11 protein-coding genes and 1 pseudogene are annotated in these 13,796 nt (G+C 59.5%); 3 read left to right on the forward strand and 9 right to left on the reverse strand.

Features of this window, described 5'->3' with window-relative positions; translation table 11 throughout:
• Positions 1 to 32 precede the first annotated feature (32 nt).
• Positions 33 to 1,850, reverse strand: a complete 1,818-nt coding sequence (locus NE851_RS32140) for a methyl-accepting chemotaxis protein (RefSeq protein WP_127431837.1) — start codon at positions 1,848 to 1,850, stop codon at positions 33 to 35.
• A 216-nt stretch (positions 1,851 to 2,066) separates the two neighbouring features.
• Here NE851_RS32140 and NE851_RS32145 point away from each other — a divergent pair.
• Positions 2,067 to 2,317 (forward strand): annotated as a pseudogene (locus NE851_RS32145) (plasmid stabilization protein).
• Positions 2,318 to 2,498: 181 nt separating this feature from the next.
• Here the strand turns inward: NE851_RS32145 and NE851_RS32150 are convergent.
• The 8 genes from NE851_RS32150 to NE851_RS32185 all read right to left on the reverse strand — a co-directional run bounded on the left by NE851_RS32150 (position 2,499) and on the right by NE851_RS32185 (position 10,456).
• A complete protein-coding gene (locus tag NE851_RS32150; protein ID WP_047619707.1) occupies positions 2,499 to 2,747 on the reverse strand; it encodes a hypothetical protein in 249 nt (82 codons plus the stop codon).
• A gap of 188 nt (positions 2,748 to 2,935) precedes the next feature.
• Positions 2,936 to 4,009 carry a DUF5666 domain-containing protein gene (locus tag NE851_RS32155; RefSeq protein ID WP_183906006.1) on the reverse strand — a complete coding sequence of 358 codons (1,074 nt, stop codon included), beginning with the start codon at positions 4,007 to 4,009 and terminating at the stop codon, positions 2,936 to 2,938.
• Positions 4,006 to 4,896, reverse strand: a complete 891-nt coding sequence (locus tag NE851_RS32160) for a DUF6502 family protein (protein ID WP_254962590.1) — start codon at positions 4,894 to 4,896, stop codon at positions 4,006 to 4,008. The genes NE851_RS32155 and NE851_RS32160 overlap by 4 nt, the downstream gene beginning before the upstream one ends.
• A gap of 153 nt (positions 4,897 to 5,049) precedes the next feature.
• The gene (locus NE851_RS32165) at positions 5,050 to 5,424 is read right to left on the reverse strand and encodes a hypothetical protein (RefSeq protein ID WP_254962591.1); all 375 of its coding nucleotides are present in this window, start codon (positions 5,422 to 5,424) and stop codon (positions 5,050 to 5,052) included.
• Between the two features lie 10 nt (positions 5,425 to 5,434).
• A complete protein-coding gene (locus tag NE851_RS32170; protein ID WP_132575451.1) occupies positions 5,435 to 6,481 on the reverse strand; it encodes a flagellar hook-associated family protein in 1,047 nt (348 codons plus the stop codon).
• A 2-nt stretch (positions 6,482 to 6,483) separates the two neighbouring features.
• Positions 6,484 to 7,944 (reverse strand): flagellar hook-associated protein FlgK, encoded by a 1,461-nt coding sequence (gene flgK / locus NE851_RS32175; RefSeq protein ID WP_254962592.1) that lies wholly within the window; start codon positions 7,942 to 7,944, stop codon positions 6,484 to 6,486.
• Between the two features lie 13 nt (positions 7,945 to 7,957).
• A complete protein-coding gene (locus tag NE851_RS32180; protein WP_047619723.1) occupies positions 7,958 to 9,250 on the reverse strand; it encodes a flagellar hook protein FlgE in 1,293 nt (430 codons plus the stop codon).
• A 324-nt stretch (positions 9,251 to 9,574) separates the two neighbouring features.
• Complete coding sequence (locus NE851_RS32185) at positions 9,575 to 10,456, reverse strand: EF-hand domain-containing protein (RefSeq protein WP_127431840.1); 882 nt, start codon at positions 10,454 to 10,456, stop codon at positions 9,575 to 9,577.
• Positions 10,457 to 10,619: 163 nt separating this feature from the next.
• Between NE851_RS32185 and NE851_RS32190 the strand changes: the two genes are divergently transcribed.
• Together NE851_RS32190 and NE851_RS32195 are read left to right on the forward strand one after the other, a co-directional pair.
• Complete coding sequence (locus NE851_RS32190) at positions 10,620 to 11,267, forward strand: TetR/AcrR family transcriptional regulator (RefSeq protein ID WP_254962593.1); 648 nt, start codon at positions 10,620 to 10,622, stop codon at positions 11,265 to 11,267.
• Between the two features lie 208 nt (positions 11,268 to 11,475).
• Positions 11,476 to 13,659, forward strand: coding sequence for a DUF1217 domain-containing protein (locus tag NE851_RS32195; RefSeq protein WP_254962594.1), 2,184 nt, complete (start codon positions 11,476 to 11,478; stop codon positions 13,657 to 13,659).
• The last annotated feature ends 137 nt before the right edge of the window (positions 13,660 to 13,796 follow it).

Here is a 13,796-nt window from a genome sequence, read left to right on the forward strand (position 1 = left end):
AGGGCCCGGCCCTTCCCTTTGCCGCGGACGCGTCAGGCCGCTTTCTGCGTTCTTGACGGGCTGGCGGCCGCGTCGATCTGAAAGCGGCTGACGACCCCTTCCAATGTCTGCGTCTGGCTGCCGAGCGCTCGGCAGGCCGAGGCGGTTTCGACGGCCATGGCGGCGTTGCGTTGGGTGACCTGATCCAGAGCGTTGACGGAGGCGTTGATCTCGCCGATCGCCACCGCCTGCTCGGAGGACACCGAGACGATGCGGGCGATCAGACCAGCAACCTGCTCGACCTGTCCTTCGATTTCCAGAAGCGCCTTGCCGGTGCGGTTGACGAGCTGCACCCCGGTGGAGACCTGAGACGAGGAGGTGGAAATCAGCGCTCTGATCTCCTTGGCGGCGTTGGCCGAGCGCATGGCGAGTTCGCGCACTTCCTGGGCAACGACGGCGAAACCCTTGCCCGCGTCGCCCGCGCGGGCCGCCTCGACCCCGGCATTGAGCGCCAGAAGATTGGTCTGGAAGGCGATTTCATCGATGACATTGACGATGTCGCCGATCTGGGAGGACGAACCTTCGATCCGTTCCATGGCGGCGATCGCTTCGCGAACGACGGCCGCCGAATGTTCGGCGCTGGTGCGGGTCTCGGTCATCATGCCGGTTGCCTTGCCGGCATGATCGGAGGCGTCTTTCGCCTTGGCATTCATCTCGTCGAGCGCGGCTGTGGCCTCTTCGAGCATCGCGGCCTGCTGTTCCGTGCGCGAGGCAAGGCTGTCGGCGGCATCGGTGATGCCGGCCGAGGAACTGCCCACTTGCTTGGAGGTCTGGGCGATCTCGGCCATCGAAGCGCAAAGCGCATCCATGCTGTCGTTGAACTTTGCGCGCAAAGTTTCGTAGGCCGTGGCGAAGGGCGTCGTGATGCGGCAATCGAGATTGCCGTTCGATAGCTGTTCCAGGCCGTATGTCAGCTGGGCGATCACCGTTTCGCGGATCTGTTCCTCAGCGGCCTTTTCGGCCAGCTGGCTGCGCTCGCGCTCGAATTCCGCGTCGCGAAGTGCGGTCTCGCGCTTCTGCGCGTCCTGCCGTTCGAGCGCATTGCGGCGGAATACCGCGACGGCCTTGGACATGGCGCCGATCTCGTCGGAACGGTTGGCATAGGGAACTTCGGTCGAAAAATCGCCTTCGGCGAGGTTGCCCATATAGGCCTTCATACCGTCGAGCGGCACGATGGCGCGACGGCGCAGGAGATAGAGGCCGATCAGCAGCAGGCCGAACGAGCCGAAACCCGCAGCACCGGCATAGATCGTCCAGGTGACGATTTCCGAAGCGGCATTGCGCTCCTCGCCCTTCAGGAAGGCGTCGGAATTGGCAACGAGTTTCTCGACCGCATCCTGATGCGAATGGAAGGCAACGCGCAACTGCTCGATCGCACCATGCGCCTTGTCTTCATCCTTGGCATTCAAGGCGGGGATGATCTCGCGGTTCATCACCCCCCAGAATGCATCGCCCTTGGCGATGACATCGTTTTCAAGCTCGTCCTTCAACACCTGCGGCAGCCGGGTGGTTTTCCAATAGGCGCGGCGGTCGTCGTAAGCAGCCTTGAGATTGGCGATCTTGGCAAGATTGGTGTCTGTGAGTTCGGGAAATTTGCTCGCCTCGAAGGAGAGCATGTAGGATTCGACCACGAAGAGCGGCGGCGGTAGAATATCGGCAATCAAATCCTTGCCGTAGACGACCTGCTCGTAAACCGGACCGTTGACCTTCAGCCGTTCGAGCGCCGACTGCTGCAATCCGATCGACATGAAAAGACCTACTGAAACGGCGACGCCGAACGCCACCAGACTGCGAGCGATGGTGAATGCCAAGACTGTCTCCAAATAACTTTTGGCCTCTCTACTTCGAGAGACCTGATCTACGTACGGCATTATTTGGCAAGAACACTGAAATATGGTTAATTCTTATGAGGTCGGAGCTTAGCCAGCTCTTTCAGGTCTGGGGCAACCGTCCAAAATTGGGTTGATAGGTTGAAGCGGTGCTATCAAACCATCACCAGCCATCATGATGGCTCAAGGCGACATCACATTCATCGTGAAGGAGATCAGCTTGGCTGCCCTCAGCTTTCCGTACGAAGTGCAAAAGCGCGTGATCTTGCTCGCCGTGAAAACGGCTCGATAGCCGCCATAGTCACGCGGACCTTTGAATTGGACGAGATAGGCGAAGCTGGACGGGAACCGGCGGTGTCCTTCCATGCCAGGCTTTCGCGGGGACGGACATCGGTATTGAAGCCCCGATCAACGAAGGCCGGCAGCATTGGATGGGCATCGAGCTTTGAATCTTCTCGATACCAACGGTTCTGCGTTTCCATGAAAGCTGAACGCTTCAGGGGATGACATCCGCGGTGTCGAGCAGACCGAAGCCCAAGGATATCCTATCGCGGCGTCGAGGTTATCGCGGATAGCGTTGTCAAGCGATTAGCTTCTGAATGGGTCGATCGGCGCGCCGTCAAGCGTCTTTCAGGCCAATCGCATGAGCATTTCATTCAGGTCGCTGATCTGGCGGAGCAGTTCGACCAACTTGTCCGTATCATCTTGGCTGAGCCGGCCCGTTCCGGCGCTGCTCTGCCAAAGATGTTGAAATTGTTGGCTCGTCTGGCGCGCGCTGCTCATGATTTCGATGATTTGCGCGCGGTTTTCCCAGGTTGCAACGACGGTCGATTCGTTCATTTCCATCGACACGTCCGGTTCGCGTTCCAGCAAAAGCAATTCCTGATTCCTCTTGGCGACGGCGGGTTGGTTCGGCAGTCAGCAGCGATTGAAAATCAAACGATTGTCTGTCGGGTGTGGGGCGAACCCGATAGACAATCGGCAAGTCCTTCTTGGGAACCCAAATCAGGAATCGCAAGAGCAATAAATGGGAAATTTTCCCATATGTCAATCTGATTGATGGCGCGTTAGCGCGGAACTGGAGGATCCGTAGGCGGTGGACCGCGGCGCAAGGGGTCTTGCGGCGGCGGACCCCGCCTGTTCGGATCAGGATAATCTCCGCCAGGCCCGCCTCTGCCGAAAGACGGATGGCCACGCTCTGGCCCGTCTGGAGGACCATCCGGCGGGCGAGGACCAAAGCCGTCTGGGCCTTGCCTGTCCGCAAAGCCCGTCATTCTGCTTGAATCGCGAACGGTGACGTCGACAAATCCATGGCCATCGGGAGACATTCGCATCGAGCCGTAAGGCGCTGAGCCCCCAGGTCCTGCGCCAGCTCCGCCCTTTTCTGCGGGTTTGAAGGTCTCGACGTTGACGACGCCTCGTTTCAGACCCGGCACCACAGGTTCGGCCTGAATGCGTATAATGACCGATCGATTGGCGTCCGTCCTGAGACGCACGACGGTTTGCTTGCCGACCAAATGTGCTTGCGCCTGCCCGAGCGAAAGGCCGCCGAGCAAGACGCGATTGCCGCTCCTTACGGGGACACCGCGAACATGGGCGCCATCGGAAACGGCGCGATGCTCGATGCGTCTGGCAATGATGGTGCCATCCGGTTTGCGGATGCCGAACACGGCGACCCGCTTGCCCTTTCGTAAGCCCTTCGTGACCAAACCGGTCGTGTCGACGGTTTGCGACAGGATGGTCATCCCGGTCTTACCCATCTCGTCGATGCGGCCCTGGACCTCGCTGATGATCGCGATGCGGGCAGCACGCTTTCCTGCCAGCAGCACACGGACGACATGACCGACCTTCATCGCGCTTGCAGGCGCGCGTCGTCCATCGATGTCGATCGGCGTCGTCGCACTGAACGGTATGTGGATGTTGTTGACGATGATGCTGCCAAAACCCTGGATGGTTCCGACGATGCCGGTTCCGCCGATACCGTGGTCTTCGTTCTCTCCACCTGCAATGGAAAGACCGGAGCCGCCGATGCCATGGTCGCTGGTGCCTGTCGGCTGCGCGGCGGTCATCGCTGGCATCAGAACCTGGAGCGCTATTCCGCCCAGGAGAAACTGTCTTCTAGAGATCGTTGACGGGCTCATGCGTCAGTCTCCCTCTCGGAAGCGGCTGCCGGAGGAACTGCGTCACCCTCCTCGGTCATGACATAGACGCCCGTGATCCAGCGGCTATTGCCGCCGGGATCGTCCTTGATGGCCTGATGGGCGATCTTGTTGAGCTTCAGGAGCAGCGCCATCCCTTCCTTGCGCCCAATCTCGTCGAGCCGGGCTGCCAGCGCTGGAGATATCCCGTCATAATGAACGGCGCGTTCGAAATAGGGAGGAGGGTCGTTCATCAGATTCATGACCGAAGCCTGGACGTGGTCACGAAGGTTGCGGGTAAAATAATGCCGGCGAGCTTCGTCCCCGGCATTCGGGACGATCGATGCGAGGTTGAGCTGGATCCAACCGTTCTGATCGACAACGACAATGTCTCTGTCCAGCCACTCGTCCAGGATGGAGCGAGGATGGACGTCCTTGGTGATGTCGCTCACCAGGCCTTCGAATGACGGACCGCCATCGCTGGATGTGCGGGGCAGGGCGCTCGGCCTATCCTCCGCATCGCAATAGAGTGGCTCGGCAAGCCATCTCGCAAGAATGCGGCTCGTCTGCGAAACACTCACGGTGAGAAAGGATGCCGTCAGGGCCTGTCCACGCAGCCGGTTGACGTCCTTGCGGTGGATGCCGGTTAGAAGCGAGATACGGCTATCCGTCTGCTGTTTGTTCGGCAGCGTAAAATCGTTCTCCGCAACCTCGATATAGAGTCGGCGAAGAATGGCCGAAAAGGCAGTGAAGTTGAAGCCGGAGGCGAGAGCGAGTTTGACCAGCGGGCGAAGCACGCGGACGAGCATGGCCTGCAAGGTCTCTTCGGAGAATGGAAGCTTCGCGCGCGGCTTTGACATCAACAATACACTCGGTCCCTGAAAGACCATTGCCGGCAGACTTCGACGGTCGCCCTCCATCTCCCTATTGTAAAGTCCAGACTGCTGCAACGGACAAGCCAGATGCAAGACCGGGCTATGCCGTGCTGCTGGGCGGCGCGGCCGCGATCGTGCCGACTTTGAAAGGAGATTTAGCGTGCTCCGTTAATGAGTTACCGGATGCGGCTCGGGTGAGAGCACCGCGCCATGGCTCCAGTCGATCAGCCGGTCGATACGTGCAATCTTGTGGAAAACCTCGAAGACATCGAATGACGCGCCTTTCTCGATATGGCCGGCCAAAAGCTCGCACAGCTCGAATATTTCGGGCGGCGTGCCGGTCATCTCGACGCCGTCATCGGTGAAAACGCCTGATCGCGGCCATGCCCGCGGCTGTTGTTCGTCGAGTTTGCAGCCGACGAAAGGGATTGTATCGATAATGCCGGAGGCGAGCGCGAAGGCGGCTTCCGTCACGATTTCGGAGCAATCCGTGCTGGGCTGTTTGCTTAAGGCTGGTATCTGCAACCGCTTGAACTCCTTCATGTCAGATCCGTCAGAGGTAATTGACCAAACTCAGCCCCTGGAGTTTCGAGACGAGCGTATAGGCCGTTTCCAGTTGCGTTTGCAGTTGGTTGACGAGTGTCGACGCCTCATAGACATCCACGCCCTGGAGATCGACGAGCTTGCCCTGAAGCAGGGTTGATTGAGCGTCGAGAGCATCATTTGCCTTTTCGACCCGCTCCTGCGAGAGGCCGAGTTCGCTTTGCTGCGTGACGATGCCGGCCGTTGCCTGCGCCGCATAAGCGATAGCCTTGGATGCAACGGTGCTCTGCGCATCGGATGCGAGATCCTGACCGAAGAGGGACGACACGACGACGGATGCAAGCGCGAGATAACGCATGCCTTCCGAATTCGCGTTGGTGGACGAGGTAATGGTTTCCGATCCGCTGATCCGGCTTGTCATGTCGGTGCTCGAGGCGGTCGACCAGCCGTCTGCAGAGTCCGTCCAGGCGCTCTCGGAAAACATCGGCTCGACCGTGTCGGTGATGAATGTGCCGATTTCCTCGCCCGTCAGCTCGTTCACGTCTTTTCCAAGGCCGGTTGCATAGTCGCTCAGCGCCGTCACGATCGTATCCGAGACTGTGGAAGTTTGGTCGGTCAGGGGCTGGCTGTCGAGGTTTGTCCCGCCAAACAGGAACTCGCCGTTGACGGCCGTATTCGCCGTCGAGATCAGTTGCGAAACCGTGGAGCTCGCTGTCTGCAAGGCGACGGCGATACTCGTCGTATCCTGGCTCGCCTGAAGCGCGGTCAGGTTCGAAACCAGGCTGTCGCCGGCATCCTTGAGGTTTGAAAGGGCCGTCTGCGACGCGTCCATGCGCAATGCGACGACGGAATTGCTCGTTTGAAACGACGCGGCCTGGTTGATGGCGCTGGTGAGGTTGAGAGACTTTGCAGCGCCGGCACCAAGGGCCGTGCCGATATCGCTGTAGGTTCCCGTCGTTGCCTCTGTCGAAGCGCTCTGCAGCTTGGACTGGGACTGGCTGATGGTCAGCTTGAGAACGTTTTGCATCGCCGATGATGAGACAAAAGATGCTTTCATGACTAGCTCGCTATGTCGAGGAGCGACTTGAACATGTCGTCGATGACGTTCAGGATTTTCGTCGCCGCTTTGTAGGATTGTTCGATGTCGAGAAGCAGCGTCAGCTCCTCGTCGAGGTTCACGCCCGCTTCATTGGAATAAGCCTCGTCGGAGCGCGACAGGGCCGCCGAAGTGGTTTCGGAGGCCGTCGTCGCATCGCTGCGATATTGCTCGAGCCAGCCGATGGAGGCGCTGGCATAGTCCGTCAGGCTTTGCGTCGTGGAGAGGCCGGCATCGGAAGAGAAAGAGCGCTGTTCCGTCAATGCCTCGTACAGGGCGTCGAGATTGTCCGAGAAGCCGCTGTCTCCCGACGTATTGAGATCGGTGATGCCGCTGATCGTTCCGTCGCGCAGCTTCGTCGCATCGCCGCCCTCGCTCGTGACGACGGCTGTATTGACCGAGATGGTGGACGCGATCCCGGTGATATCGTCGGTGTCGGACGGCGTTGTCCCGGTTGCGCCCGACGCTGTCGTCCACACGAAAAGTCCGGGTGCGCTCGTGCTGCCGTCGGTTTCGGAGAAGATCTGGACGAGCGATTTGGCGATCTCGTCCAGCTGGGCCTGGAAGGTCGGGGCGACCTCGTCGCGAAGCTGCAGCAATGACTGCAGGCTGCCCGAGGCAGTGGTCGTTGATCCTTCGCCGGCGTCGAGCGCAACCCCGTCTATGTAGACGGAATTGCCCTCCGTTCCCGCGACATAGGTTGCTGTCGAGGTGAATGAGACGGTGCGCGGTACGGTCTCGAACAGCACGGTGCCATCTGAGGTGTAGAGCGCCATGTCGTTATTGCTGCGGACGACGGAATTGACGCCGACGATCGAGGAGATCTGCTTCAAGAGCTTTTCGCGCTCGTCGAGCGCCGAGGATGTATCCGCGCCGGTCGATGTCGCCAGTTTGACTGCGTTGTTTGCCGTCTCGAACTGCGACAGCAGCGTATTCAGCGTCGAGACCTGCGTGGCGATTTCCGCGTCGGCGTCGGTTCTGATCGACTGAACGCCGTCGCTTGCGGTATTCAGCGAATTGGCAAGATCCTGCGCGGCGGTGACGGCCGATTGTGCCGCGGTCGTGCTGCTCGGCGAGGTGCCGAACGTCTGGAGCGCCTGCTGGAATGCCGCGAGATAAGTGCTTGGCGAGGTCTCGTAGTCATTGCCGCCCACCAGCGACTTCAAGCTTTCAAGGCCGGTCAGAAGCGTTTGCTGGGCGCTGTCCTTGGAATTCGTCTGCAGGTACTGAGACAGAAGCGCGGTTTCCTGCGCCCGGCTGATGCTGACGACCTGCGCGCCGGAAAGGGATGTCGTGATCGACGCTTCCCGTCTCACATAGTCGGAGTTTCCTGCATTGGCGATGTTCGTCGAGACGACGCTGCTTTGCTGGCCGGTATTGTTGAAGATGCTTTGTGCGCTGTTTAAGGCGGAGGTGAGCGACATGCCGACGCCCTCCCTATCGTTTCAGATTGACGAGGACATCCATGATATCGGAGCCGGTCTGGAACACCTTCGAATTGGCGGTATAGCTGCGCTGCGCTTCGATCATCTCCGTCAGTTCGCCGGCGAGATCGACGTTCGAGCTTTCGAGAGCGCCGGACTGGATGGAGCCGAGGCCGTTGGTCTGCGGGAAGCCGGTTACCGTCACGCCGGACATTCCGTTGGCGGTGTAGACGTTGCCGCTGAGCAGCGTCAGATTGTCGGGGCTTGCGACCGTCGCGAGAGGAATCTGGTAGAGAGACTTCGTCGTGCCGTTGGCATAGGAGACCGACACCACACCATCCGTGCCGATCGAGACCGCACTCACAGCGCTCGCGGCCTGGCCGTCGGCCGAGCCCGTCGCCGAGAAGTCGGAGGCGAGCTGGGTGAAATCCGAATAGTCCATGGTGATCGTCTGTGCCGTCGTCGGATCGACGATATCCGTGTCGGTCGCCGAGGTGAGCTGTCCGTCGGCGTCGAAGGAGAGCGTCGCGACGCTGACGGCGTCGGAGGAGTAGGGGAAGGACGTCGTGCCGCCGGTGGTTGCGTCGGCATTGCGATAAACCGCGACCTCCCAGGTGCTTCCGGTGACCGCGCCGCTCGAATCCGTCGTCACACCGGTTTTGGTGAAATAGTAGTCGTATTGGACGGTAGCGCCGAGGCTGTCATAGGCAACCAGCGACATTTTCTGCGTGTCGTCGGTGACATCAGACGTGTTGGCGCTCGGCAAAGTCGTCGTATCGGTAACGACGGTCGCTTCGGAGTTCAGGTTGCCGCTGAAATAGGCGCTGCTCGAGGCAACGGCGCTCAATCCCGACTGGGACACGTTGACCGGCACCAGGCCGTCAAAACCGTTGACGACCACCGCCGGCACGCCGGAATCATAGGAATATCCCATCAGCGTGTAGCCGGCGCCGTTGACGAGATTGCCGTCGCTGTCGACAGAGAAGTCGCCGGCCCGGGTGAGCACCGGCGTGCCGTCGGCACCTTGCACGATGAAGAACCCGTCTCCCGAGATCGCCAGGTCGTAATCGGAGGTCGTGTAGGAGATGTCGCCCTGTTCGGAAATCGCCTGGCGCACGGAAGTCTGGACGCCGCCGGAATTGTAATTACCCGACGAAGACGGCAGGACCAGCGACGAGAAGGACGTGGAAACGGCCTTGTAGCCGGTGGTGTTGGCATTGGCGATATTGTCGGAAACCGTGCTGAGCCGGTTTGCCTGGGCGCTCATGCCGGAGACGGCGGTTTTCATGCTTCCAAAAATGCTCATGGCTCGATCCTTTAAGGTTTGGGAACATGCCATGTGACGAAAGGCTTCCAGAGCCCGGATGGCGGGCGCACGACATCGCTGGCGCCGGGCAAAAGCCGACACCGGTCGATGATCTGATTGTCTGGACTGACCCCGTGATGGCGATAGGCGCTTCGGCTCATCCGCGCGCTGGTTATCCGTGCGCCTGTGACGGCGCACACTTCGAACGTTTCCATATTTCGGGAGCGACCCGACTGAAGGCTCTGCCGGCTCAACTGCCGGGTCGCTTAAAACCGTCTCATTGCAGATCCTCCAGCGACCGCAATGGCGACGGCTTAACGACCGTCAGCTCGTGGACTGTGCAGACAATGAACCGGCGCCTGACGTGTCGAGCAGACTAAAGAGCTGGCTCGCCTGGCTTTCGGTGACGTCATCCGGCTTACCCGCCATGAATTCGTCCAATGTCACGAGCCCGTCGCCGTCCGTATCGAGATCGGAGAGTAGGGATGCAAACTGGTCGTCGTCATCGTCACTGGACGACGGCGGCGGTCCTTCGGGGCGTTCCGACTGCTGAGCGGACATGGCCTCGGTCAGCGTATCGATCGATAGCGAGCCGGCACCTTCGCTGTCGAAGCTGTCGAACAGCGTGCCGGCCTGCTCCTCGCTCACATCGGACGGCCGACCTGCAACGAATTCGGCTTTGCTTACCTGCCCGTCGCCGTCGGTATCGAGATCGGAGAGCAGGGATGCAAGATCGTCATCGTCGGAAGGTGGCGGGGGTGGCGGCCCCTCGGCACGTTCCGACTGCTGGGCGGACATGGCTTCGGTCAGCGCATCGACCGATAGCGAGCCGGCACCTTCGCTGTCGAAGCTGTCGAACAGCGTGCCGGCTTGATCCTCCGACACATCGGACGGCCGGGCTGCGACGAACTCGGCCTTGCTGACGTAGCCGTCGCCGTCGCTGTCCAGCTGCGCAACGTCCATGTCTGCGCCGCCGTCCTGCTGCTCGCTGGAAGCGGACTGATCGGCGAGGCCGTTCATCGTCAGCGACATCAACTGCGACATGAGTTTCTCAGCGCTGTTGGCCGCGTCTTCGCTGAGCTGCTGGGTTGTGGTTGATTTTTTTGCCGAAACCGTATTACAGGATAGGACGTCCTGGGACGCTGACGTCGAACTCTTGCTATAGGAATAGGAAGACATTGACGTTGCGGCGGAAATGGTCGTCATAAGCGCTCCATCGCTAGAGGGTGGGGATGCAACGCATTACAGAACTGATGAGTTCTCTAAATCGAAATTACTAATGCCACAACCGAAAAAATCGTCCCTCAGAAATCGTAGTCTCCTTTCTGCGGGCGTCGGCTTGTGCTTCGATGAGGCGGTCTAGATCATCATGGATGTTGCCGACGATGCCGCAGATGAGCCGCGCAAACGGGGCCGGCCGAAAGTCTCCAGCGACGATGACAAGCGCGTGCATATCGTCGAGATTGCCCGCCGCGTTTTTGTAAAATACGGCTACGCCGGAAGCACGACCGCGGTCGTCGCCACCGAGGCGGGTGTTTCGAAACAGACGCTCTACAAGCTGTTTCAGAGCAAGGAAGAGCTGTTTGCCGCCGTGGTCGGTGCTCATCGGCGCATGATGCTCGACCTGCCTCGGCCTCCGGAAGATCTCTCGCTCGCCGAGAGCCTTGAACGCATCTTCATGATCGACATGGATGAGGACAAGGATGCCGATCGTGCCGGTTTCCTGCAACTTGTCTTTCGCGAAGCGGGGCAGTTTCCCGAACTCGTCGACATTCTGCAGCGCGAAGGCATGCGTGCCAGCCGGCAGCAGCTTGCCGACTGGCTGAGCGACCGCGGGGCCGAAGGCAGGCTGTCGCTTGATGATCCGACCAGCGGAGCCCGCATGCTGATGGATATGATCTTCGGTGGCATGGGGCCGCCGGAAGGGCGTGCTCAGGCCTGGCCCGACCGGGCGGCACTGCTTGCCCATCTCCGGCGCTGCATTGCAATCTTTGCCGCGGGCGTCGGCGCCGCGTGACCCGATAAAGCCGCGATCCCTCGGCTTTCGACGTCCTGTTGCATTTTTGAAGAATTATAGTACCATGTGGTTCTATTAAATTGATTCGGCCGCATGAATGCGGTCCGTCAGCGCCATGAACGGCGGCAACATCTCAGCAAACATGAAAAGTTTCAACCGTGGCGGCCGGCAGGCTTTCGCGCGCGCATGCTCATGAAAGGGACAGGCGTTGGTTTCCACCTATGTGAGCTACCTCTCGGTTGCCAGAAATCTGAGCGCCAGTCTCTCGAGTGTGGCTTCACAGGCAACGGTTTCCCGCGACAGTGACTACTACGAGGAAAACATCGACAAGGTCACGACGGTCGATGAATTCATGGGCGATTACAAACTCTACTCCTATGCCATGAAGGCATACGGGCTAGAGGACATGACCTATGCCAAGGCCTTCATGAAGAAGGTGCTGGAAAGCGACCTCAGCGATTCATCGAGTTTCGCCAACACTTTGAGCGATAGCCGCTATGCCGAATTCGCCGCCGCCTTCAAATTCGGGGGCGAGACGAAGACGGCGCAGTCAGACGTGCAGCGGGACAATCTGCTCGATGCCTATGAGGAATCCTTCGACACCGAGGCGGACGACATCACGGATGAGACGGATTATTTCGAAGAGAATATCTCGTCGATCACCTCGGTCGATGATTTCCTGTCGAGCTCCAGACTGAAGAACTATGCGCTTACGGCCTTCGGCCTCAGCACCGAATACACGTCCAGCAGCTTCCTGAAGCAGGTTTTGACGAGCGATCTGGATGATGCCGACAGTTTCGTCAACCAGCTCGGCGACGACGTCTATGTCAGCCTGGCAAAGGCCTTCAACTTCAACGAGGATGGCTCGACCGACGGCGATGTGATGTCGGAAGACCAGATCTCGCTGGTGACGAGTGGCTATGCGGTGGCCTCGTCGACGATCGCGTCCACGGAAACCGGGGAGGCCTACGACACCTATTTCGCTGCTGAAATTGGCAACATCACCTCCGTCGACCAATTGATGAGCGACGACAAGCTGGTCGGCTATCTCAGGATTGCCTACGGTCTTTCCGACGACGAATCCGACAGCTACATTTCGGCGGCCCTGAAAAGCGCCGACATCGCCGAAGCGATCGGCTTGTCCGACCTGCACGAGGCCTTCAATTTCGACGAGGACGGCGCGCTTGCCGATGGCGACACCGCCCAGACCTCGGACCAGACCGCCACGACCACGGCAGCCTTCGATGAAAATTATGAAGTGCTGGTCGCCAATACCAGCACGGAAGACGCCACCGACAACTATACGACGCGCATCGCCAGCGTCACCTCGATCGATGATTTCCTCGTGTCGAATGCCGATGACGACGATGACGACAACGACGATCTCCCCGAGCTGTGGGAAATGGCGTTGCGCGCCTATGATATAGACCCCGACAGCGTTTCGAGAAGCGAGGTCCGGAAAATTCTCGAAAGCGATCCCACGGACTCGAAAAGCTATGTCAACAGCCTGAAGGACGACCGGTTCGTAGCCTTTCGCAAAGCATTCAACTTCGACGACAATGGCGACGTCACCGTTCCCTTGCAGGCCATGTCGGAATCCGTCGTCGACGACTACGCCGCCTATTACAAGCAGAACAAGATCCGATACCTTGAAGGCGACGAGCTGACCGAGGCGACCGACGCGGCGAATGACGAGATCACCTATTTTCGCGAGCAGATGGCGACGATCACGACGGCCAGCGAATTCCTGGCCGACGATCGCCTGGTTAGCTTCGCGCTTGAGGCGAAGGGGCTCGATCCGGACGATGTCACGTCGGACGAACTGAAGAAGATGTTCTCTTCCGATCTCGACGACGAAGATAGTTATGTCAACAAGCAGGACGACAATCGTTTCGCCGAACTCGTCGGCTCGTTCAATTTCGATCAGGACGGCAATATTTCCGCCGATCCGACCGGGACCGTGCAGCAGCGCGGCGACGTGCTGGAAACGATCGACTCCTATGTCAGGCTGACGCTCGAAGACGATCAGGGCGACAGCAACACCGGCGTGCGCCTTGCCCTCTATTTCGAACGCAAGGCGCCGGAGATCTCGAACGCCTATGATATTCTGGGCGACAGCGCGCTCTTCGAGTTCTTTACGACGACCTTCAACCTGTCCAGTTACGTCTCGAATATGGACGTCGAGAAGCAAGCCGAGATGGTCAACAATTTCATCGACATGGAGGATCTGTCGGATCCTGACAAAGTCGACGATCTGATCCAACGCTTCACCGCCATGTATGACATGGCCAACGGTACGGGCACCACGTCGTCAGCCCTTTCGATCCTGACCGGCTCGTCGACAATAAGCGCTGACACGCTGCTTGCGGTGGCGCAGTTGAAAAGCAGCTGAGCGGCCCGCAGTGCGCCGTTCCCGGGGAGGCTGCATCGCTGCCCGCGGCAGGGCGGGCCGCCGGCTGTCTTTGCCCCCGGATGCGCCTGATGAATGCAGCGCTGGTTGAAAATAAATTATACTGCACGTCACATTCA

Source organism: Rhizobium anhuiense bv. trifolii, from assembly GCF_024346605.1.
In the GTDB taxonomy this organism is placed as follows: domain Bacteria; phylum Pseudomonadota; class Alphaproteobacteria; order Rhizobiales; family Rhizobiaceae; genus Rhizobium; species Rhizobium anhuiense.